The sequence below is a fragment of the Aedoeadaptatus urinae genome (assembly GCF_900155585.1).
GTDB lineage: Bacteria > Bacillota > Clostridia > Tissierellales > Peptoniphilaceae > Aedoeadaptatus > Aedoeadaptatus urinae.
Map to the genome: position 1 here is coordinate 21,039 of NZ_LT707416.1, position 20,739 is coordinate 41,777.

General features: G+C 53.1%; 19 protein-coding genes. 12 read left to right on the top strand and 7 right to left on the bottom strand.

Annotation, left to right across the window (positions count from 1 at the left end):
* Positions 1-111: 111 nt before the first annotated feature.
* From BQ7397_RS01065 to BQ7397_RS01105, 9 genes are all read left to right on the top strand, one after another.
* The gene (locus BQ7397_RS01065; protein WP_077074346.1) at positions 112-2,028 is read left to right on the top strand and encodes an aconitate hydratase; all 1,917 of its coding nucleotides are present in this window, start codon (positions 112-114) and stop codon (positions 2,026-2,028) included.
* Complete coding sequence (locus tag BQ7397_RS01070; RefSeq protein ID WP_077074347.1) at positions 2,025-3,014, top strand: isocitrate/isopropylmalate dehydrogenase family protein; 990 nt, start codon at positions 2,025-2,027, stop codon at positions 3,012-3,014. The genes BQ7397_RS01065 and BQ7397_RS01070 overlap by 4 nt, the downstream gene beginning before the upstream one ends.
* A 10-nt stretch (positions 3,015-3,024) precedes the next feature.
* Positions 3,025-4,383 carry a citrate synthase gene (locus BQ7397_RS01075; protein WP_077074348.1) on the top strand — a complete coding sequence of 453 codons (1,359 nt, stop codon included), beginning with the start codon at positions 3,025-3,027 and terminating at the stop codon, positions 4,381-4,383.
* Between the two features lie 145 nt (positions 4,384-4,528).
* Entirely contained in the window at positions 4,529-5,224 is a 696-nt protein-coding gene (locus tag BQ7397_RS01080) for an ABC transporter ATP-binding protein (RefSeq protein WP_077074349.1), read from the top strand.
* On the top strand, positions 5,218-7,485 hold the full coding sequence (locus BQ7397_RS01085) for an ABC transporter permease family protein (protein WP_077074350.1): 2,268 nt from the start codon (positions 5,218-5,220) through the stop codon (positions 7,483-7,485). The genes BQ7397_RS01080 and BQ7397_RS01085 overlap by 7 nt, the downstream gene beginning before the upstream one ends.
* Before the next feature lie 94 nt (positions 7,486-7,579).
* The gene (gene ahpC, locus BQ7397_RS01090) at positions 7,580-8,149 is read left to right on the top strand and encodes an alkyl hydroperoxide reductase subunit C (protein WP_077074351.1); all 570 of its coding nucleotides are present in this window, start codon (positions 7,580-7,582) and stop codon (positions 8,147-8,149) included.
* A 1-nt stretch (position 8,150) separates the two neighbouring features.
* Positions 8,151-9,686, top strand: coding sequence for an alkyl hydroperoxide reductase subunit F (gene ahpF, locus BQ7397_RS01095; protein ID WP_077074352.1), 1,536 nt, complete (start codon positions 8,151-8,153; stop codon positions 9,684-9,686).
* Positions 9,687-10,006: 320 nt separating this feature from the next.
* Positions 10,007-10,645 (top strand): VanZ family protein, encoded by a 639-nt coding sequence (locus BQ7397_RS01100; protein ID WP_077074353.1) that lies wholly within the window; start codon positions 10,007-10,009, stop codon positions 10,643-10,645.
* A gap of 88 nt (positions 10,646-10,733) precedes the next feature.
* Positions 10,734-11,249 carry an alpha/beta hydrolase family protein gene (locus tag BQ7397_RS01105; RefSeq protein WP_200801186.1) on the top strand — a complete coding sequence of 172 codons (516 nt, stop codon included), beginning with the start codon at positions 10,734-10,736 and terminating at the stop codon, positions 11,247-11,249.
* Between the two features lie 47 nt (positions 11,250-11,296).
* Here the strand turns inward: BQ7397_RS01105 and BQ7397_RS01110 are convergent, their stop codons facing one another.
* The 3 genes from BQ7397_RS01110 to pyrF are packed head-to-tail and all read right to left on the bottom strand — an operon-like array spanning position 11,297 to position 13,136.
* On the bottom strand, positions 11,297-11,800 hold the full coding sequence (locus BQ7397_RS01110) for a YkvA family protein (protein WP_077074354.1): 504 nt from the start codon (positions 11,798-11,800) through the stop codon (positions 11,297-11,299).
* On the bottom strand, positions 11,800-12,426 hold the full coding sequence (gene pyrE, locus BQ7397_RS01115; protein WP_077074355.1) for an orotate phosphoribosyltransferase: 627 nt from the start codon (positions 12,424-12,426) through the stop codon (positions 11,800-11,802). Before pyrE ends, BQ7397_RS01110 begins: the two co-directional genes overlap by 1 nt.
* Positions 12,423-13,136 carry an orotidine-5'-phosphate decarboxylase gene (gene pyrF, locus BQ7397_RS01120; RefSeq protein WP_077074356.1) on the bottom strand — a complete coding sequence of 238 codons (714 nt, stop codon included), beginning with the start codon at positions 13,134-13,136 and terminating at the stop codon, positions 12,423-12,425. Before pyrF ends, pyrE begins: the two co-directional genes overlap by 4 nt.
* Positions 13,137-13,350: 214 nt before the next feature.
* Between pyrF and BQ7397_RS01125 the strand changes: the two genes are divergently transcribed.
* Positions 13,351-14,616 carry an L-cysteine desulfidase family protein gene (locus BQ7397_RS01125; protein ID WP_077074357.1) on the top strand — a complete coding sequence of 422 codons (1,266 nt, stop codon included), beginning with the start codon at positions 13,351-13,353 and terminating at the stop codon, positions 14,614-14,616.
* A 58-nt stretch (positions 14,617-14,674) separates the two neighbouring features.
* Here the strand turns inward: BQ7397_RS01125 and BQ7397_RS01130 are convergent, their stop codons facing one another.
* The 4 genes from BQ7397_RS01130 to BQ7397_RS01145 are packed head-to-tail and all read right to left on the bottom strand — an operon-like array spanning position 14,675 to position 18,105.
* Positions 14,675-15,451 (bottom strand): Mrp/NBP35 family ATP-binding protein, encoded by a 777-nt coding sequence (locus BQ7397_RS01130; RefSeq protein ID WP_077074358.1) that lies wholly within the window; start codon positions 15,449-15,451, stop codon positions 14,675-14,677.
* A gap of 4 nt (positions 15,452-15,455) precedes the next feature.
* The gene (locus BQ7397_RS01135) at positions 15,456-15,758 is read right to left on the bottom strand and encodes an MTH1187 family thiamine-binding protein (RefSeq protein ID WP_077074359.1); all 303 of its coding nucleotides are present in this window, start codon (positions 15,756-15,758) and stop codon (positions 15,456-15,458) included.
* A 16-nt stretch (positions 15,759-15,774) separates the two neighbouring features.
* Positions 15,775-16,818: an alpha/beta fold hydrolase gene (locus BQ7397_RS01140; protein WP_077074360.1), complete on the bottom strand. Its 1,044-nt coding sequence runs from the start codon at positions 16,816-16,818 to the stop codon at positions 15,775-15,777.
* Between the two features lie 24 nt (positions 16,819-16,842).
* The gene (locus tag BQ7397_RS01145) at positions 16,843-18,105 is read right to left on the bottom strand and encodes a M18 family aminopeptidase (RefSeq protein ID WP_077074361.1); all 1,263 of its coding nucleotides are present in this window, start codon (positions 18,103-18,105) and stop codon (positions 16,843-16,845) included.
* 104 nt (positions 18,106-18,209) lie between these two features.
* Here BQ7397_RS01145 and BQ7397_RS01150 point away from each other — a divergent pair, with 104 nt between their 5' ends.
* Together BQ7397_RS01150 and BQ7397_RS01155 are read left to right on the top strand one after the other, a co-directional pair.
* A complete protein-coding gene (locus BQ7397_RS01150; protein ID WP_077074362.1) occupies positions 18,210-19,559 on the top strand; it encodes a hemolysin family protein in 1,350 nt (449 codons plus the stop codon).
* Positions 19,560-19,573: 14 nt separating this feature from the next.
* Positions 19,574-20,725 carry a CAP and S-layer homology domain-containing protein gene (locus tag BQ7397_RS01155; RefSeq protein ID WP_077074363.1) on the top strand — a complete coding sequence of 384 codons (1,152 nt, stop codon included), beginning with the start codon at positions 19,574-19,576 and terminating at the stop codon, positions 20,723-20,725.
* Positions 20,726-20,739: the final 14 nt, after the last annotated feature.

Sequence of the window (20,739 nt, forward strand, 5' to 3'; positions counted from 1 at the left end):
TTTCGGAACACTCTACCTTTTTAAAGTAAGAACGGGTATACTGTTAGTAATGACGACTATATGAATTTAAAAACGGCATTGTCGTTTCCTTGACCGCAATGAGGAGGTAATATGACAAGCATCGCGTACCGATTACTCGAAAGCCATTTATTGGAGGGTGAGCTCCGCGCCGGAGAAGAGATCAAAATAAAAATAGATCAGACCCTGACCCAGGACTCCACGGGCACCATGGTGTACTTGCAGTTGGAAGCCATGGACATCGACGCCATTCAAACGGAGCTTTCCGTGGCTTACATAGACCACAATATGCTGCAAACGGGCTTTGAAAATCCCGACGACCACGAATTTATTCAATCGGCGGCGGCCAAATACGGCCTGGTCTTCTCCAAGCCCGGCGGCGGCATCTGCCACCAGGTGCAGCTGGAGCAATTCGCCGCACCGGGCAAGACCTTGGTGGGCAGCGACTCCCACACCCCCACGGCGGGTGGGCTTGGCGCTCTCGCCATCGGCGCCGGCGGCTTGGACGTGGCCGTGGCCATGGCAAGCGGCTTCTACTTCCTGAAGGTGCCCAAGGTGCTGAACGTACGCCTCAGCGGCAAGCTAAAGCCCGGCGTCAACGCCAAGGACGTGATCCTCGCCATCCTAGGTAAAAAGACCGTCAAGGGCGGCACGGGCTACATCGTGGAATATTCCGGCGACGGCGTCAAGAATCTTTCCGTCACGGACCGGGCCACCATTTGCAATATGGGGGCGGAGCTGGGCGCCACCACCTCCGTCTTCCCCTCCGACGAGGTGACCCGGGCCTTTTTGAAGCGCCACGGCCGCGAGGAGGTTTTCGTGCCCCTCGCCGCCACGGAGGATGCGGCCTACGACGAAGTATTGGACATCAATCTTTCCGACATCGAGCCCGCCGTAGCCAAGCCCCACCTGCCCGATCAATACGAAAGGGTAAGGGACCTGGGCAAGGTCAAGGTGGATCAGGTGGCTATCGGCAGCTGCACCAATTCCTCCTACACGGACATGATGAAGGTGGCTCAGATCTTAAAGGGCAAGAAGGTTCACGAGGACGTGAGCCTGGTTATCTCCCCCGGCAGCGCCACTATATTGGAGGCCCTGTCGAAAAACGGCGCCCTGGCCATTATGATCGAAGCCGGCGCCCGCATTTTGGAAAGCGCCTGCGGCCCCTGTATCGGCATGGGGCAGGCACCTAAATCCGGCGCCGTGAGCCTGCGCTCCTTTAACAGAAACTTTAAGGGCAGAAGCGGCACGAAGGATGCGAGGATTTATCTCGCCGGTCCCGAAACCTGCGCCGCATCCGCCATCGCCGGCTACATTACCACCCCCGATGAGGTCACGGCGGTGGAAGAGCCCGATCGCTACGAGCACGCCACCAATTACCTGATCTATCCCAAGGAAAAATCTCAGCGGCCGAAGGATGTGAAGATGGGCCCGAATATTAAGCCCTTCCCCATCGCCCGTCCCTTGGAGGATGCCTTTGAAAAAACCATTCTCCTCAAGGCCTCGGACAATGTAACCACCGACGACATCTGCCCCTCTACGGCAAAGCTCTTGCCCTACCGGAGCAACATCCCCGAGCTTTCCAAGCACGCCTTCTCCACCCTAGTGGACGACTTTAAGGACCGTGCGGAAAAGCACGACGGCGGCATCGTCGTCGGCGGCGACAACTACGGCCAAGGCTCCAGCCGGGAGCACGCGGCCCTCTTGCCCCTGTACCTGGGCGTAAAGGCCATCGTGGCGAAAAGCTTCGCCCGCATCCACCGCTCCAATTTAATCAATATGGGCATTCTTCCCCTGGTCTTTAAAAATCCCGCCGATTACGATAAATTAGTCGAAGGCGAAACTATCGCCATGAAGGATTTAAAGGCCTCCGTGGAAAGCGGCCGCTTCATTATGAAGGCGGGAGACGACGATATTGAGCTCGTCGGCGACTTCAGCGAGCGTGAAAGGGCCATGCTGCTGGAAGGCGGCTATTTGAACTACACGAAGAACAGGAGGGCCGCGAAATGAAAACCGTGACGCTTATTCCCGGCGACGGCATCGGCCCGGAAATCGCCGAGGCGGTCAAGCAGGTCTTCGAGGCCATGAAGGTCCCGGTGAGCTTCGAAGAGGTGAACGCGGGCAAGGCGGTCTTTGAAAGAGAAGGCACCTATCTCCCCGACGCCCTCTTCGAATCCCTGGAGAAAAATAAAATCGCCTTAAAAGGCCCCATTACCACTCCCATCGGCCACGGCTTCAGGAGCCTGAATGTGGAGCTTCGAAAAAAATACGATCTCTACCAAAACATTCGCCCCATCAAGCCTGCGGCGAATCTGCCCATGAGGTTCGACGACGTGGACATGGTTCTCTTCCGGGAGAACACGGAGGATCTCTACGCCGGCGTGGAGGAAGTGATCTCAGAAAACGAGGCCCACTCCATTAAAATCATTACCCGGGACAAATCGGAGCGGATCATCCGAGCGGCCTTCGACTACGCCGAGGCCAATAAACGCCGATCCGTGGCCGTGGTGACCAAGGCCAATATTATGAAGGCCACGGACGGTTTGTTTTTAGACGTGGCCCGGGAGGTGGCCAAGGACTATTCCGTGCCCATGAAGGAAATCCTCGTGGACAATATGGCCATGCAGATGGTCATGAATCCGGCGCAGTTCGATGTTATCGTCACGGAAAACCTTTACGGCGACATCCTCTCCGATTTAGGCGCCGGCCTCATCGGCGGCCTGGGCATGATTCCCGGCGTGAACAAGGGCAGGGACATGGCCATTTACGAATCCGTCCACGGCTCGGCCCCGGACATTCAGGGCAAGGGCATCGCTAATCCCACGGCCATGCTTTTAAGCGCCTGTCTCATGCTCGACGACATAGGCGAAGGCGAATCGGCTGAAAAAATTCGCCGCGCCATTTACGACGTCCTGTCCGATCCCGAGACGCGCACGGCGGATCTCGGCGGCAAGCTAAGTACCGAGGCGTATGTGCACGCCCTAATAGAAAGATAGTAGGTGTGAGATGCTTAATCAAAAAATGGATCCCCGCTTAGACGACTTGGCGGAAATAATCTCGAAGCGGGATACGATCAATCGCGAGCTCTATGCCAAGTACAATGTGAAGCACGGCTTGCGCGACTCCGACGGCACCGGCGTGCTCGTCGGCATTACCCGCATCGGCTACGTCACCGGTTACGAAAAAATCGACGGCAAAAAAATTCCCATCGAAGGGGATCTCCTCTACCGCGGCTACTCCGTGAAGGACATGGTAAAGGATTTTAAGGAAACCAATCGCTTCGGCTACGAGGAAATCGCCTATACCCTGCTCTTCGGCAACCTGCCCTCGAAAAAGGATTTGAATTTCTTTAAGGGCCTTTTGCGGGAAGAGCGCAATCTGCCGAAAAATTACTTAGAGGACACGATTCTAAAGGTACCGGGCCGCGACGTCATGAACAAAATGATGCGCTCCACCCTGTGCCTCTATTCCTACGACGCGGATCCCGACGGCACCTCCACGGCCAATGTGCTTCGCCAAAGCGTGAGCCTTCTCGCCAAGACGCCGCTGATTATGGCCTACAACTACCAAGCCAAGAAGCACTACATCGACGGGGACAGTTTGGTCATCCACTACCCGGACAGCGACATGTCCACGGCGGAAATGATTCTATCCTTGATCCGAAAAAATTCCGACTACACCGACGCCGAGGCCAAGATTTTAGACCTGATGCTCGTGCTTCACGCGGAACACGGGGGCGGGAACAACTCCACCTTCGCCACCCACGTTGTCTCCTCCTCGGGCACGGATACGTACAGCGCCATCGTCACGGCCCTGGGCTCTTTGAAGGGGCCTCGCCACGGGGGCGCCAATCTCATGTGCTCCGCCATGCTGGACGATATCGCATCCAATGTGCGGGACATTCACAATGAAAACGATATCGAAGATTACCTGCGCCGGATTTTAGGCGGCCATGCCTTCGACGAAAAGGGCCTGATCTACGGGATCGGTCACGCCGTCTATACCTTAAGCGACCCGCGGGCGGAGCTCTTAAAGGAACAGGCCAAGGCTCTCGCCGAAGAAAAGGGCTACAGCGATCAATACAATTTCATTCGCCTTGTGGAAGACATCGGCGGACGACTCCTTCAAGAGCGAAACGGCACCAGCTATCCCCTCACCGCCAATATCGACCTGTACTCGGGCCTGGTGTATCAAATGCTGGGCATCCCCCGGGATCTCTACACCCCCCTCTTCGCCACGGCGCGCATGGCGGGCTGGTGTGCCCACCGCTTGGAGCAGGTCCAAGACAAGAAGATCATTCGCCCGGCCTACGTCCACTTAAACTCCAGAAAAAAATACCTGTCCATGGGCGACAGAAGTCAATAAACCCTTCCCCTCGCAAAGGCGAGGGGATTTTTTCGCGCAAAATAAAAATCAAAGTTTATATGAGCCGGCAATAATTTTATAGACAAAGGGAGCTTCCGAGCATAGAATAAACTTGATAAATAATATCAATCAAAAGGAGGCTCCTATGATTACCATCGACCATTTACATAAAAGCTACGGCACGAAAGATCAACGGCTCCACGTTTTAAAGGACGTCAGCTTTACCTTGCCCGACGGATGCATGGCATGTCTCTTGGGCCCTTCCGGCTCGGGGAAGTCCACCTTGCTGAATATTTTAGGCGGCATCGAAACCATGGATGAGGGCGACATTACCGTGGCGGGCAATCACCTGGCGCCGATGAATAAAAAAGAGCTGGAGCGCTACCGCAGAAAGCAGCTGGGCTTCGTCTTTCAATTTTATAATCTGGTGGAAAATTTAACCGTTCGGGAAAATATTCTGACCGGCGCCTACCTTTCCGACGATCCCCTGGATGTGGACGCCTTAGCCGAGGAGCTGGGCATCGACGATCAGCTACATAAGTTTCCCTCGGAAATTTCCGGCGGCCAGGCCCAACGGGTGTCCATCGCCCGTGCCATGGCGAAAAAGCCCTCCCTCTTTATTTGCGACGAGCCCACCGGCGCCTTGGACTACGAAAGCGCCAAGGCCGTCTTGCATTTAATCGAGGATCTGAATCGAAAGTACAGAACCACGGTGATTATCGCCACCCACAACGAGGCCATCGCCTCTATGTGCGGAGTGGTTCTCCGCCTTCACGACGGCGCCTTGAAGTCCTATGAAGAAAATAAACACATCCTCTCCGCCGAGGAGGTGCAATGGTAATGAAAAACCCCATTCATCGACGAATACCTCGGCTGTTTTTTAAAAAGCCCGGCACCTATTTGCCTCTGTTTTTCATCTCACTTCTCACCGTGGCATTCATCTCGTCCTTTTTCATCAGCCAAAATTCCATTAAGCCCATTTATTACCGGGGCCTTCGGGAAAACAAGGTGGAGGACGGTCAATTTCTTATGGCGGATCCTTTAACAAAAGAGGCGAAGGAGGCCATAGAGAAAAGGGATTTGGATCTCGCGGAAAATTTTTACAAGGACGTCAGCTTCCGCATCCCCGGCGATGACGATTCCCGGGGAAAAATACTTCGTACCTTCGTCAATCGGGACAAGATCAATACCGCCGCCATTCACGCCGGCCGTCTGCCGGAAAAGAAAAATGAGGTGGCCATCGCAGCCAACTTGGCCAAAGCGAGCGAGCTTAAGGTCGGCGACCGGCTCATCCTCGACGGCGACGATTATGTGATTACGGCCCTGGTGACCACGCCGGATTACTCCACCATTTTAAAAACCCAAGGAGATCTGGCCATGGACACGAAGCATTTTTCCGTGGCCTTCGTGACGAAAGAGGCCTTCGATTCCCTGAAGGAAAAAACTAATTACCTCTACGCCTACAGAAATCACACTCGCCTGTCGGAGGATGCGGCGCGAGACAAATTCGAAGACATTCTCTCCGATGCACAAAGCTCGGGTCCCCTTCTCGGCGCCACCACCACTTACGACAATCGCTGCATCCAATACTTTATCGACGACATGGGCGGCGATGTACCGATGATGGTGATCACCATGGTGCTTCTGTTTATTTCCCTGGGCTTTATCAGCGCCCTGCAAACCCGAGGTCTGTTGCGGGAAGAGGCGCCGGTGATCGGTACCCTCCTTTCCATGGGCTACGAGACGAAAGCCCTGATACGCCACTACAGCCTGGTCCCCACCTGCCTCACGATTTTCGCCGGGGTGGCGGGCAATATAATCGCCTATGTGAAGGGCTACGAGCTGTACGCCGGCCTTTACTATACCTCCTATAACCTGCCGCCCTTTGTGCCCGTTCTTTCGCTGAAGGCCTTCGCCATCACCACCCTAATTCCCTTGGGCATCGTATGGCTTGTCAACCGCCTGCTTCTTATGCGCTACTTCCGCCTGTCGCCGCTCCGCTTTTTGCGGCGGGAATTTTACCACAAAAAAAGAAAGAGCGCACCGTCTCTGGAGGGCCTTTCCCTTTTGCGCGCCGCCCGTCTGCGGATCCTGGGGGAAAACCGATTAAATATTCTCGCCCTTTTCTTCGGCATGTTCGTGGGCAATGTACTCCTTCTCTTCTCCATGGCCATGGGCCCCATGTTCGACGACTACGCGGACTCGATCAAGCGGGACATGAAGTACAGCTACACCTACATGGTGAAGGCGCCGGATCCCGACGTTGACGCCGACAAGGGCCTGAGCCTTACTATGGATTACAAAAAGGACGGCGAAAAAAGTGATCTGAATCTGCTTGGCCCGGACAAGAATACGGCCTACGACAAGGATCTGCCCACGACCATGAAGGCCGACGAGGTGGTGATCTCTACAGGCCTCGCCAAACGGGACGACCTAAAAATCGGCGACACCATCGAAGTAAAACTTCCCGGCAAAAAGGAATACAGGAAATTAAAAATCGCCGCCGTAGCCTACGACATTCATTCCGTCCAGGCCCTAATGCCCATGGAGGCACTGAATAAATTTATCGACAAGGACGCAGGGAATTTCAATCTCTATTGGTCTCAAAAGCCCCTGCATGTGGACGACGACCGACTTCTTACCACCATCGACCGCGCAAAGATCGGCGATTACCTGGAGGCCTTTTTAGAAAATTTCGACAGTGCCCTGCTTACCACCCGTATTTTGGCCATAGTTTTCTATTTCACTCTGGTCTATACCGTAAGCAAGCTGATTTTGGAAAAATCTCAAAAGGATATTTGCTACCTGAAAATTTTCGGCTACGGAGACGGGGAAGTGGCATCCGTCTATCTCTTGGGCTTAGGTGTCGCCGTGGCGCTTTTTTATCCCCTGAGCCTGCCTCTCTTTGATCCTCTGGTGCGCTACCTCTTCGCCCTGTCCGTATCGAAGCTTTCCGTCTACATGGAGCCCCACTTCGCCGCCAAGAGCTATGTTGCGATCTACGCCTTGGACCTCGCCGTCTTTGCCGCGGCTCAGGCATTGGGACGCAGGAAGATTAAGGGCTTGAATATGGTGGAAGAATTGAAAAAAGTCAGCGGCTAAAGAGTGGTCCCCTGTTTGACTTTGCCCGATGAATTGATTATAATTATCATTAGTAGGATGCAGTTTGATTTTTAGGAAATATAAGGAGAAAATTATGGCTTTAATAGGAAAAACATTACCCGAGTTTAAACTCGACGCTTATAATCCGGCGAAGGACGAATTCGTAACGGTGTCCAACGAAGACTTGAAGGGCTCTTACACCGTTCTAATCTTCTACCCCGCCGACTTTACCTTTGTTTGCCCCACGGAGCTCGAAGATATGCAGGAATCTTACGACGAATTAAAATCCCTGGGCGCCGAAGTGTATTCGGTTTCCGTGGACACCCACTTCGTTCACAAGGCATGGCACGATCATTCCGAAGCCATCGGCAAGATCAAATACACCATGATCGGCGATTCCAATAAAGAATTGACCGGAGAACTCGGCCTCCTCGACGATTCGGGCAAGGCTCATCGCGCCACCCTGGTCATCGATCCGGACAATGTGATTCAAACCATTGAAATCAACGCCGACGGCATCGGCAGAAAAGCCAATGTCAATATTAACAAGGTCAAGGCAGCCAAATACGTCGCCGAACACCCGGGCGAAGCTTGCCCCGCCAAGTGGGAAAGCGAAGCGGACGCCACCCTTACGCCGGGTCTGGACCTGGTAGGTAAAATCTAATATGTTAGATACAAATCTAAAAAACCAGTTGGCCCAATACTTTGACCTCTTGAAAACGGAGGTCACTATTGGGCTTTCTGCTCATCATGACGACGAAAATTGCAAAAAGGTTCGGGCTTTTGTCGAAGAAGTGGCGGCCTTGTCGGACAAGATCATCTTGGTGGAGAAGGAACTGAGCTACAGCCCTTCCTTCGAAATTAAGGGAAGCTTCGATCACGGCCGGATCGTCTTCGCCGGCCTTCCCTTGGGCCACGAGTTCGCCTCCTTCGCCCTGGCCATGCTCCAGGCAGGCGGCGTGGCACCGAAAATAGACGACGCCGACAAGAAGCGAATCCAAGGCCTGGCGCCGGCGGATTTCGAAACCGTCGTGTCCCTTTCTTGCCACAACTGCCCCGACGTGGTTCAGGCCTTAAACATTATGGCCATCCTCAATCCGAAGGTCAACCACACCATGATCGACGGCGGCAGCTTCCAAGACCTGGCCGAATCCAGAGACGTTCTCGCCGTGCCCGCCATTTTTAAGGACGGAGACTTTTTCGAAGGGGGCAAGCAATCCCTTTCGAGCCTCTTGACGAAGCTGGGCAGCAAGGTAGACAAGGGCGAATTTAAGGACAAGCCCCTCTTCGATACCCTGATCGTCGGCGGCGGCCCGGCAGCGGCTACAGCCGCCATCTACGCCGCGAGAAAGGGCATTAAAACCGGCCTCGTCGCCGGAGAGTTCGGCGGCCAGGTGAAAGAAACCCTGGCCATCGAAAATATTCCCGGCTTTAAATACACGGAAGGCCCCGACTTTATGGACCAAATGCAGGCCCAGGTCGCATCCTTGGATGTGGACATCATGACCGGCGTCCTCGCCGAAGGCATGGAAGCCCCGGGCGACAAGGTGGAAGTCAGCTTGGATAACGGCGCCAAGCTTTTTGCCAAGACCCTGATCATTGCCACCGGCGCCCGCTGGCGACTCATCGGCATTCCCGGCGAAACGGAATTCAGAAACAAAGGCGTCGCCTATTGTACCCACTGTGACGGTCCCCTCTACAAGGGGAAAAATGTGGCCGTCATCGGCGGCGGCAACTCCGGCATCGAGGCGGCCATCGACCTCGCCGGCCTCGCCAAGCACGTCACCGTCTTGGAATTTTTACCGGACCTCAAGGCGGACGACGCCCTGCTGAAGAAATTAAAGACCCTTTCCAATGTAAAGGTCATTACCAATGCTCAAACCACGGGCCTTTACGGCGACGGCAAGGTGGAAAAGCTCGCCTACACGGACAGGATCAGCGGAGATGAAGCGGAGATCGCCATTTCCGGCTGCTTTATCCAAGTGGGTCTGGTGCCCAATACGGAGTGGTTGAAGGATTCGGGCATCGAGCTTTCCGACAGAGGCGAAATCCTCACGGCAGGAGACGGATCGACCAATTTGGAAAGAATTTTCGCCGCAGGCGACGTTTCGGACACCCTCTTTAAGCAAATCGTCATCGCCGCCGGAAGCGGCGCCACCGCCGCCCTCGGCGCCTACAACTACCTTATGGTCAATGAGTAAAATAGAAAAGGTTCTATATTAACCATTGGAGAGCTCGGTGAAAGCCGGGCTCCTTTTTTTGTGCGCTTTCGCATGAAACTATCCATTGAGGACTTACTCCCCATGTGGAAGTAATCACTCATCTTAAAAAATAATATTTAAATAAGACTTTAAGGGCTTGACATGACTCCTAAAGTCTTATTTTTATTATTAATTATATTTTTGGATATCTTAGTTTAAGTCAGATCCATAATATTGCGTAAAATTTACTAGCACAATATTTTGGGCTTGACTAATTGATAGTGATATAATGTTTTCATAAAATAGAGGAGGATATCTGAATGGATTGGGATTTTGTTTTTAGTCACGCAATAAGTGGCTATATACCTACTGTTTTAATATTAACATTATATTTTATAGTCTTAAAAATATATGGAAACAATCAATATAAAGAACGTATAATTTTGACTTTTGTATTTTCATTTTATCTTGTTGGAGTTTTAACTACAACTGGTATTTGCTTGAAACCTAATTATTCTCCGACATTTTCGTTCATACCATTTATAGATATGATTAGAGGCCCCAAAGATACAATTTTAAATATAATTTTGTTTCTTCCTTTAGGATTTTTCCTACCTCTACTTTATAAGGAATATAATTGTTTATCTAAAGTTTTACTCATTGGATTTTTATTTTCATTGTCCATAGAAGTTATTCAAATGTTTGGTTTTGGAAGAACAGATGTAAATGATTTAATTACAAATACAGTTGGATCAGGTTTAGGATACGGTGTATACAAATTATTTAATGGATTTATTTCTAATTCACTAATTAAAAAATCCAAAGCAAAGTTTAAATATAGCTATTATGAACCCATAATTCTATGGGTAATCATTATACTAATTATGCTAACTATTCAGATTTACATCTATAACATCTTTTTCGCAATTAATATAAATGGTGAAATTCATAAATGGTGATATTTTATTTTTATGGTAGGTTGTAAAATTAATTCACTATGAAAAATCAAAAAAGAAAATAGTAAAAAATAATGAAGTAATCTGTCTAATGCTAATAGTAGGCATTGTTTGGTATTTTTCATTATTTATGTATAATGATAACATCAACAAACGATTTGAAAGTTATAAGCCGCTAATGTTTAAAGTTGAGGACTTTGAAGGGCTGATTTGTACAAAGTATGAATTTCCTTCAGATAAAGATCAAATGCTCACTGGCTCACTATATAGTGTAGGAGATAATCAGAAAAGGATCATTATTATCGCACATGGTTTTGGCGACGGTGGTCATAATTCATATTTGGATTGTATAAACTATTTTGTCCATAATGGATACTATGTATTTACTTATGACGCTACTGGCAATGACGAAAGCGAGGGCGGAGGATTTCTACAAGGAGTGATTGATTTAGATTATGCTTTATCATTTGTTGAAGATAGCGGAAACTTCCAAAATTTACCGATTGGTTTGTTTGAATATAGTTGGGGTGCTTATGGTGATTGCAGTGTTCTTACATATCATGGAGAGTTAAAGCCTTTTTCTCCTCGCAGCCGATTCGCCCCATGAAAAAAAGCCCCCGCAGGGGCTTTTTCCTTCGTCTCTTGCTTAAAAATCTATTCGTCGTAGTCGATGACCTGATAGCCTTCGAGATCCGGCGCCTCTTCCATGGTCGCTCCGTAGGTTTCCTCTCCGTAAAGATCGGAAGCCTCTTCATATAAATCGGAGCCGGCGGCCATGGGCCCTTCCTCGCCGCGCCAGGCTTCGTAGGCCTTGATCTCTCCGTCGAGCTTCTTAAACACATACATTAACACGCCCACGTCGTCGGCAAAGCCCAGGCCAAAGAGAAAATCCGGCAGCAGATCCATGGGATTCACCAGATACATGAGCCCGGCCACGATGAGAAAGAGGTTTCGTTTCTTCAGACCCCGGTAGCGCCCGGTGACCGTATCCTTCGCCAGCTTCCACAGGAGCAGGCCCTCTCTTCGCACCACGGCCAATTTGCCCTCGCCCTTTAAAAGGGAGAAGCTTTCCTTGGCGAGCTTTTCCATGCGCTCGGGATCGGAGACGATTTTCCTCGCCCTGGGCAGGTACTTAAACAGGATTTTGGCCCAATTCATTATTTATACCAGCTTTCGTCGTAGGGATCCTTGCGCCACTGATTGAGGCGGTTTTTTTCCTCTTCGCTTAAATCGCCGCGAGCCACGGCCACCTCCGCCAGCTCGGGGAAGGTGGCGAGGGAGGCGTGCTTAAAGCCCGAGGCTGCGAAATTTTCTTCCGCCGCCTTCAACTCGTAGCTGAAAATGGAAATAATGCCAACGACCTCCAGGCCTTCCGCCTCGCAGGCCTTGGCTGCGTCGATGGAGCTGCCGCCGGTGGAGAAGAGATCCTCCACCACCACGACCTTCTCCCCTTCCTTAAAGGCCCCTTCGATTCGCTTGTTCTTGCCGTGGTCCTTGGCCTTGGAACGAATGAAGCCCGAGGGCATATCCAGTATCCATGAAATGTACGAGGCGTGGGGAATGCCCGCCGTTGCCGTACCGAGGACGGCCTGAGCTTCGGGGAATTCACGCTTCACCAAATCCGCCAGGGCCTCCTCGATCACCTTGCGCGCTTCGGGATAGGAAAGGATGAGGCGGTTGTCGCAGTAGATGGGGCTCTTGATCCCCGAGGCCCAGGTAAAGGGGGCGTTAGGGGACAGGCTTACGGCGCCGATGTCCAATAAATAGTCGCAGACGGCTTTCATTGCGTACCTCCTAAAAATTCTTCTTTAATGGTCTTGTATGCAGCCACGGGATCCGCAGCCCGTGTAATGGGACGGCCCACGACGATATAATCCACGCCGATCTCCCGCGCCTGTGCCGGGGTGACGACCCGCTTTTGATCGCCGACGCTTTCCCCCGCCGGTCGAATCCCGGGGCATACGAGGGGGAAGGCTTGGCGAATGTGTTCCCTTAAATACTCGCCTTCCATGGCCGAGGAGACGATGCCGTCGGCACCGCCTTGAAGGGCCAGGTAGGCCAGATGATGAACCGTATCCTCCGACGTGCGATTTTCACCTAAGAGGGCGTCCTTTCTGCCGGCGTCGGAAAAGGACGTCAAGACCGTCACCGCCAAAAGAATAGGCGCATGGTCCATGTCCTTCACCGCTTCCCGGGCCCGCATAAACATTTCGCTGCCCCCCGATGCGTGGAGGGTGAGCATATCCACTCCCAAGCCCTTGAGGGAACGCACGGCTCCCGCCACGGTATTGGGAATGTCGTGAAGCTTCAAGTCCAAAAAGACCTTGTAGCCCTCCGCCTTCAGCTCCCGCACAAAGTCGGGCCCCGTGGCGTAAAACAATTCCATACCCACCTTCACGAAGGGCTTTTCTTTTTCCCCGTCGAAGCGCGCCAAAAATTCCTTGGCCACAGCCTTCGACGGAAAATCCAAGGCGACGATAACGTCTCTGTCCATAATTTTCTCCATTCTAATCATTCCCGGCTAGTTGTTCTCTGTCAATTAGTATATACCGAAACCGAGGTTTGGAAAACCGAGAAAATTCAGAGAAAAAAACCGTCGCCTCTCGCCGATAAAATTTTAAAAATTTCCGCGCTTCCCTTTAAATTTTCCCCTTTTTTCGCAAAAAACAATTATAATAAAAGCAACTGAAGAAAGAGAGGGGACAGTCATGAATTATAAGGATTGTTTGAAAAGAGAAATGAAGGTGGCCTTCGGCTGCACGGAGCCCATCGCATTGGCCTACGCCGCCGCCAAGGCTCGGGAGGTGTTGGGGTGTGAGCCTGAAAATATTCAGGTCGAGCTTTCCGGCAATATGGTTAAAAATGCCAACAGCGTCTACGTTCCGGGCACCGAAGGGCGAAAGGGCATCGCCATTTCCATCGCCGCCGGCGCCCTTTTAGGCGATCCGTCCAAGGAGCTGGAGGTCTTGGCCGATATCGACAAGGAGGGGCTTTCGGCCTGCGATAAATATATTCGTGAGGGCCGCATCCACGTGTCACTGAAAAAAAACGTGGCCAATCTCTACATCGACGTCACGGCCTACGCCGGCGATTCCTACGCCAAGGTCGTCATCGCGGACGGGCACACCAATATCATTCTTATAGAGAAGGATCATAAGGTGCTCTTTGAAAAAAGCGAAGACGAGGAAGAGGAGCTGCTCGAAGCTTTCACCTTCGACGACATTTACGATTACGCCAAAACCGCGGATCTAAAAGAGTTCGAAGCCCTTTTGGATCAGGAGATCGAATACAATACCGCCATCGCCAAGGAGGGCATCGACAATCTCTGGGGCTCCGGCATCGGCCGACTGGTTCTTGACGCCCACCCCGACGATCTGCGGGAGAGAATCGTCGCCTACACCGCCGCCGGCAGCGACGCCCGCATGTCCGGTGCGGAAAACCCGGTGGTCATCAATTCCGGATCGGGCAATCAGGGCATTTCTATTTCCGTGCCCCTCATCCTCTATGCCGAGGATAAAAAGCTGCCTCGCGAAACGCTGCTCAGGGGACTCTTATTTTCCAATCTCTTAGGCCTCTACCAAAAGAAAAACAGCGGCAAGCTTTCCGCCTTCTGCGGCGCAGTCTCCGCATCCTCCGCCGCCGCTTGCGGCATCGCCTTTATGAAGGGCGACGACAAAGAAGTCATCAAAGAAACCCTGGCCAACGCCCTGGCCGTCAACGGCGGCATTCTCTGCGACGGTGCCAAGGCCTCCTGTGCCATGAAAATCGCCTCCAGCCTGCGCAACGGCTTTTTGGCCTACGACCAGGCTGTGGCCGGCCGCTCCTTTAACGCCAACGACGGCGTCGTGAAGGAGGATATCGACGAGACCTTGGAGGTCATGGGCAATATCGCCCGCTACGGCATGAAACAAACCGACGAGGTCATTTTAAACGAGGTCCTGGGCAATCGGGAATATATACAAGAATTCGAATAAAGCAATCAAAAAGGCTATGAGAAAAAACTCATAGCCTTTTTTGCGCCTCGAGGGCTTCTTATTTGAATTTTTCGATTTCATCCACGATATGGGCCAAGGTATCCACCTCGTAATCCTCGATGCGACCGGCATCGGCACATTCCGCCAGTTTGGGATCGATGGGCAGGGCGCCTAAATAGGGGATGCCTTTTTCCTCGGCGACGGCGGCGGTTTTGCTCACGCCGAAAATATCGTAGCGCACGCCGGTGTCCGGGGCGATAAAGTACTGCATGTTTTCCACAATGCCGATGACGGGCAGGCCCATCATCTTCGCCATTTTAATGGCCTTTTCCACGATCATGGACACCAGATCCTGTGGCGAGGTGACGATGACGATGCCGTCCACCGTCATGGTTTGAAAGACGGTGAGGGCCACGTCGCCGGTGCCCGGGGGCATGTCGATAAAGAGGTAATCTTTCTTGCCCCAGTTCACATCGCTCCAAAAGGTGGTGAGCATATTGCCCACCACCGGCGCCCGCCACAGCACGGGATCCGTGGGGCTTTCCAAAATGGAGTTGACACTCATGAGATCGATGCCCGTGGATGTCCTTAAGGGACGGATGCCCTTTTCCGTTTGAAAGACCTCACCGTCGGTGCCGAAAATTTTCGGAATGGAGGGGCCCAAGATGTCCGCATCCAAGACGCCGACTTCTTTGTTCCGGCGCTTCATTTCCGATGCCAAGAGGCCCGTGACCATGGATTTACCTACGCCGCCCTTGCCGCTTAGGACGGCGATGGTCTTGCCGATGGATGAATTGGCGTTTAGGGGTTTTTTTAATGATTGTTTCTTTTCCATAGGGCTACACTAATTTCGACATAACGGAGTTGACTTTTTGATCCAGGCTCGCCTTTTTGTCCCGGCGATCGTCGATTTTTACCACGGAATAGACCCGTTCCGCGCCGGCTTCAAAGACGGCTTCCTGCATCTTCCGCACGCAGGCGAAGAGCTCGTCGATGTCCCCTTCCAGGACGGTGCCCATGGGATTGAGGCGAATTTCCACCTTGTCGTTTTCTTTGACCGCATCGTATGCCGCCGCCACGTAGGGGCTGCAGGATGTCTTTTGGGTTCCGATGGGAACCAGAGTTAATTCTACTACTGCCATGATGACCTCCTATTGTCTATTTCTTTAAAAATTTAATGATATCCCCGATGACGAACTCGCTTGCCTCTTCGTGAAGCAGGTCGTGTTTCATGTGGGGATAGATTTTGTTTTCATACTCTTCATACCCTAATTTATAAAAAGTTTTCGCCGTATCGGCCAAGCCCTTCGCCCCGCCGGTTAAGGGATCCTCCGTGCCGTTTAAGACCAACACCTTCAGCCCGGGATTTTTTACGGCATAGCGGCGGTAGTCCTTCAAGCGGGCGGCGCTGTCCCAAATGGCCATGGCACCGCCGTTCAGGTAGTCGTTCACCAATTTGTCGTCGGCTCCAAAGACCCGCAGAAATTCGGGATTGTTGCTGATCGTATCCAGTGCCGCCTTGGTCTTCGAATCCATGAGGCGGACCAGAGCGCCCCGCTTCTTCGGCGTGGTATAGAAGCTTTCCAAATTGCCGAAAAACAGTCCCACATGGGCTGAGGGCGGGTAGCACACCACGCCGGTAAGGATGAGCTTGTCGATGATATCGTCGTGGGCCATGATGTAGTTTCTCGCGATTAAGGAGCCGAAGGAGTGGCCGAACATGGCCAGGGGGAGATCCGGAAAGCGGCTCTTAAAAAAGAGGGACAAGGCGTATTGATCCGCCACGACATCGTCGATGGATGAGATATAGGCCCGGGGATGCTTTACGGTGACGGAATCGCCGTGGCCCCGGTTGTCCGAGAGGAGCACGGTGTAGCCCGCCCGCGCCAGGCGGTGGGCAAAGGCCTTGTAATAGCCCTTGTGCTCCTGCGCCCCGTGGACGATTTGCACGAGACCCACGGGCTCTTGTGCCTTGATGATGGTAAAGGCCAGGGGCATGCCGTCGATAGGCGATTTATAGACGCCGCTCACGACGCCGTCGTCGTCGCCGTAAATCGCCGCCCGGTGTTCGCAACCCATCGCCTCCCACAGGGCCAGGGTGCGTGCCGTTCTTCTTTCCCGGGCCCGGGCCGCCAGCTGAGGCATAATCGATGCCCCGCAAATCAGTCCCGCGACGGGTGCCCATTCAGAACGCTTTTTCATAAGAACCTCCTTGATTCTCATCCATTAAAAATTCTCTGCCTTAAAAAATGCCGCCATGGCGTCGTAAAAATCCCTCACGTCGTCCACGTGAACCACCTCCCGCGCCCCGTGCATGGCCCAGGTGGGGATGCCGATGTCGATGGCCTCCATGTCCACGTGGCGCAGGCTCAAGGGCCCGATGGTGGAGCCGCCCCGCTGGCCGTGGGGATTGGCGAAAAGTTGTACCTTAAGCCCGGCCTCCTTCATCATGCGCTTAAAGCGGGCGCTGCTGTGGCCCTGGGTGGCGTAGCTGCGGCTCGCGGAAAGTTTTACGGCGACGCCACCGCCCAGGACGGGGGATGCGGAAGGATTGGCCGCATCACGATAGTTCGGGTGATCGCCGTGGGCCATGTCGCAGGAGAGCAAAAAGCTCCGGGCCAAAATGCGGTAGTAGGCCTCTTCCCCTAAGTCGCCGACCATGCGTCGCAGGGTGTTGCCGAAAAAGCTGCTGTCGCCGCCGCTTTGGGTCAAGCTCCCGATCTCTTCCTGATCGGCGAGATAGACTACCTGAGTCAGATCGTTCTTCTCCTCGTCGAAAAGGGCCATGACCGCGGGATAGGCCGTGGCCAGATTGTCCAGCCGCGGCGCAGAGAGCCACTTCTTATCTACGCCGATAAAGTCGGATTCGCCGGCGGGATAAAAATAGAGATCGTAATCTAAAATACTATCGGCCTCCACGTCGGCAAGGGCGGCGAGATCTCTTATAAAGCCGCCGCCGTCCCATGCCTTCGATGCCAATGGCACCAGATCCTTTCCCGCCTTAAAGACGTAGCCCGTGTTTACTTCCTTGTGCAGATGAGGCGCCAGATGGGGAATCGTCGCCACGGCATCCCGAAAGTCCACGGGAATACTTTCCACGCCCGTCTTGCCGTCTGCGATGACTCTGCCGGCAAGAGACAGGGGCCGGTCGAACCAATCGGCATTGATGATGGCGCCGTAGGGCTCCACATCCATCCTCACGCAGTCCTTTTCCCCGCGAATGCCGCCGGGGATCAGGCGCAAAGCCGGGCTGTCCGTGTGGCTGATCACCGTGCGAAAAGCCATGGTCTCGGGATCTCTCTTCCCGAGAGAAAAGAGAAGGATCGCCCCGTCTTCATTGACGAGGTAATACTTGCCCCCTTCTTCCAAATGCCAAGCCTCTTCCTTTTCCAGGCGGATAAAACCCGCCGCCATCATTTTTATATGCTCCGCCACCTGGTAGGAGGTGGGGCTCATGTCCACAAAGGATTTCAAATCGTTAATATCCATAATCGCTCCTTTCCCTCTTCTAAGTATAACAGAATTGAGTTCTTCTCCTGTATGATTCTTACCCGTCGGGGTATATACTATTAGCAAAGGAGGAATGAATTTTTATGGATTCCGTTGGGCAGGTTCTGCCTGAATTACTACTTATTATCTTACTCACGGCGATTAACGTTTTTTTTACCGCCACTGAAATCGCCATGGTCTCCGCCAATGGGGAGCAGCTTCGCAATTTGGCGGAGGAAGGCGACAGGCGTGCGCAAAAAATTTTAGACTTGACGAAAAATCAGGCCCGCTTTCTTTCCACCATCCAAACGGGCACGACTTTAGCGAGCTTTTTTGCCGCCGCCATTGGGGCAAGGGCCTTTGCGCCCCTCCTGGCCCCGCGACTGGCCGAGACCGGCATCGGTTTTTCCGACACCCTGGCCTTTGTTTTGGTGATCTTGATTCTTTCCTACATCAGCCTGGTCTTCGGCGTCCTCGTGCCCAAGCGCACGGCCCTTCAAAAGGCGGACAAGACGGCGCTGAAAAACGCCGGCGCCGCATCGCTTTTTTCCAAGCTCATGACGCCTTACGTGAAGCTCCTCGCCCTGTCCACGACCCTGGTCTTAAAGGCCACGGGCAATTACTCCAAGGACGTGGAAAAAAATATCAGCGAAGAAGAAATCAAAAGCTACCTCCGCGTCGGCCAACAGCACGGGGTCATTAACGCATCCGGCGAAGTCATGATGGTGAACATCATGGACTTCGACGACAAGCTGGCCTACGAGATCATGACGCCCCGCACCTCCCTGTATATGTTGGACTACGACGAGTTCGATGCGGCAAAGATTCGGGAAATGCTTGAATCCGGCTACAGCCGCGTCCCCGTCTATCGGGACAGTCCGGACAATATCGTGGGCACCATTTACATTAAAGACCTCTTCGTGGAATACGCCAAGCGCAGCTACCGCTCCATCGACATCGACGAGGTCATGAAGGAACCCTACTTCGTTCCCGAAACGAAAAACATCGACCGCCTTCTGCAGGAACTTCAGTCCACAAAAAATTACCTGGCGATTTTAATCGACGAGTACGGCGGCCTGTCGGGCATGGTCACCATCGAAGACATTGTGGAAGAAATCGTCGGCGAAATCGAAGACGAGTACGACGAGGACTTGAAGCAAATTTTAAAAATCAACGACTACACCTACGTGGCTGACGGCATGACGGAGCTGGATACCATTAACGAAAAGCTGAATTTGGATCTTGAAAGCGAAAACCACGAGACCATTTCCGGCCTTACCATCGAGCTTCTGGGCTTTATCCCCGAAGCCGGCGACACGAAGAAGCACAAGGTCCTTTACGACAGTTCCGTGAAGCTCACCACCTTGGGGATCACGGACAAGCGCATCGCCCGGGTGGAAATTCAGCTCTTGGATTTAAAACCGGAGAAGGCGGAAAAGGCGGAAAGCAAATAAAAAAGGAGGCGCAGATGAAGAAAAATAAATACGCGGCTCTGCTTTTAGCGGCCCTCGTCGCTGCGCCTGAGTTTTGCTTTGCCGAAAACGCTCCTTCGCCCAATGAATTAAAGCCTGCGGAAAAAATTCAAATGCTGCGGGCGGAGGGCCTCGTCGTCGGCGACGAAACCGGCGACTTGGCCCTCACAAAGCCCATTACGCGAGCCCAGTTCGCCAAAATCGTCGCCTGTGCCTTGGGTATCAAGGCCGAGGCGGAGGCCCTGAATCAAGCTCCCTCGCCCTTTAAGGACGTGCCGGAGGACCATTGGGCCAAGGGCTACATCCGCGCCCTCACCGTGCATGAGGATGCGAGGCCTGTCCCTCTGCTCCGCGGCTACGAGGACGGCAGCTTCCGCCCCGATCGCTCCGTAACCGGTGCCGAGGCGTCGAAGGTCGCCACCCTCCTCGCGGACGACAGCCTTACCGCCGAGGAGGCGGCCCTCTTCTCATGGCCCGACAGCTGGATCTACCGCGCCATGGCCTTCTCCCTTCCCGTGGCCGACGAGCCCTTTAATGCCCCCGCCACCCGGGAAGCTGTCTTTCTCACGCTCTACGACATCCTCTACGCCAAGCCCGCCTTTAATACGGACATGAGCCGCTTTTTCTACCTGGCCGACGGGCTCAATCGCCGCAGCACCTTTGACCACGTGGCCTTTCAGATGGCTTTTCTGAAACGACTGAATGCCGAGCGCAGAAGGTATCGCGTGCGCCCCCTGACCTTAAATAAGAGCATGGAGGCAGGCGCCTACACCCGGGCCAAGGAGCTGGCCCTTTACGGCAATATGCGCGTGAACGGCAAGCGCCACGTGCGCCCGAACGGTGAAGCCTACTACACCGCCTACAGCTATCTGAACAAAAGGAATCCGGCCTTTTTCGTCGGAGAAAATCTCATCCAATTCCCCTTAAAGAAAAAGGGCTACAGCAACAGCCAAAGCCTCGCTATCGATCCCGAGGCCCTGGCGGAGGAATGCTTTAAGGCCTGGTCCTTGAGCCCGGGCCACCGAGACAATATGCTCTCGCCTATCTACAAAAATATGAACATACAGGTTTACGCCGGCCCCGTCCTTCGCTACGAGGACAGCTCCGACGAGGGCATCCTCATCGGAGCCTTGGGGCTGAGCAGGTAACATCCATCGGAGAT

Excerpts from the sequence above, each read along its gene's own strand:
- BQ7397_RS01065 (WP_077074346.1), top strand. The coding sequence starts at position 112 with ATGACAAGCATCGCGTACCGATTACTCGAAAGCCATTTATTGGAGGGT.
- BQ7397_RS01155 (WP_077074363.1), top strand. The coding sequence starts at position 19,574 with ATGAAGAAAAATAAATACGCGGCTCTGCTTTTAGCGGCCCTCGTCGCT.
- BQ7397_RS01085 (WP_077074350.1), top strand. The coding sequence starts at position 5,218 with ATGGTAATGAAAAACCCCATTCATCGACGAATACCTCGGCTGTTTTTT.
- BQ7397_RS01070 (WP_077074347.1), top strand. The coding sequence starts at position 2,025 with ATGAAAACCGTGACGCTTATTCCCGGCGACGGCATCGGCCCGGAAATC.
- BQ7397_RS01130 (WP_077074358.1), bottom strand. The coding sequence starts at position 15,451 with ATGGAAAAGAAACAATCATTAAAAAAACCCCTAAACGCCAATTCATCC.
- BQ7397_RS01100 (WP_077074353.1), top strand. The coding sequence starts at position 10,007 with ATGGATTGGGATTTTGTTTTTAGTCACGCAATAAGTGGCTATATACCT.
- BQ7397_RS01140 (WP_077074360.1), bottom strand. The coding sequence starts at position 16,818 with ATGAAAAAGCGTTCTGAATGGGCACCCGTCGCGGGACTGATTTGCGGG.
- ahpF (WP_077074352.1), top strand. The coding sequence starts at position 8,151 with ATGTTAGATACAAATCTAAAAAACCAGTTGGCCCAATACTTTGACCTC.
- pyrF (WP_077074356.1), bottom strand. The coding sequence starts at position 13,136 with ATGGACAGAGACGTTATCGTCGCCTTGGATTTTCCGTCGAAGGCTGTG.
- ahpC (WP_077074351.1), top strand. The coding sequence starts at position 7,580 with ATGGCTTTAATAGGAAAAACATTACCCGAGTTTAAACTCGACGCTTAT.
- pyrE (WP_077074355.1), bottom strand. The coding sequence starts at position 12,426 with ATGAAAGCCGTCTGCGACTATTTATTGGACATCGGCGCCGTAAGCCTG.
- BQ7397_RS01110 (WP_077074354.1), bottom strand. The coding sequence starts at position 11,800 with ATGAATTGGGCCAAAATCCTGTTTAAGTACCTGCCCAGGGCGAGGAAA.
- BQ7397_RS01105 (WP_200801186.1), top strand. The coding sequence starts at position 10,734 with ATGCTAATAGTAGGCATTGTTTGGTATTTTTCATTATTTATGTATAAT.
- BQ7397_RS01075 (WP_077074348.1), top strand. The coding sequence starts at position 3,025 with ATGCTTAATCAAAAAATGGATCCCCGCTTAGACGACTTGGCGGAAATA.
- BQ7397_RS01135 (WP_077074359.1), bottom strand. The coding sequence starts at position 15,758 with ATGGCAGTAGTAGAATTAACTCTGGTTCCCATCGGAACCCAAAAGACA.
- BQ7397_RS01150 (WP_077074362.1), top strand. The coding sequence starts at position 18,210 with ATGGATTCCGTTGGGCAGGTTCTGCCTGAATTACTACTTATTATCTTA.
- BQ7397_RS01125 (WP_077074357.1), top strand. The coding sequence starts at position 13,351 with ATGAATTATAAGGATTGTTTGAAAAGAGAAATGAAGGTGGCCTTCGGC.
- BQ7397_RS01080 (WP_077074349.1), top strand. The coding sequence starts at position 4,529 with ATGATTACCATCGACCATTTACATAAAAGCTACGGCACGAAAGATCAA.
- BQ7397_RS01145 (WP_077074361.1), bottom strand. The coding sequence starts at position 18,105 with ATGGATATTAACGATTTGAAATCCTTTGTGGACATGAGCCCCACCTCC.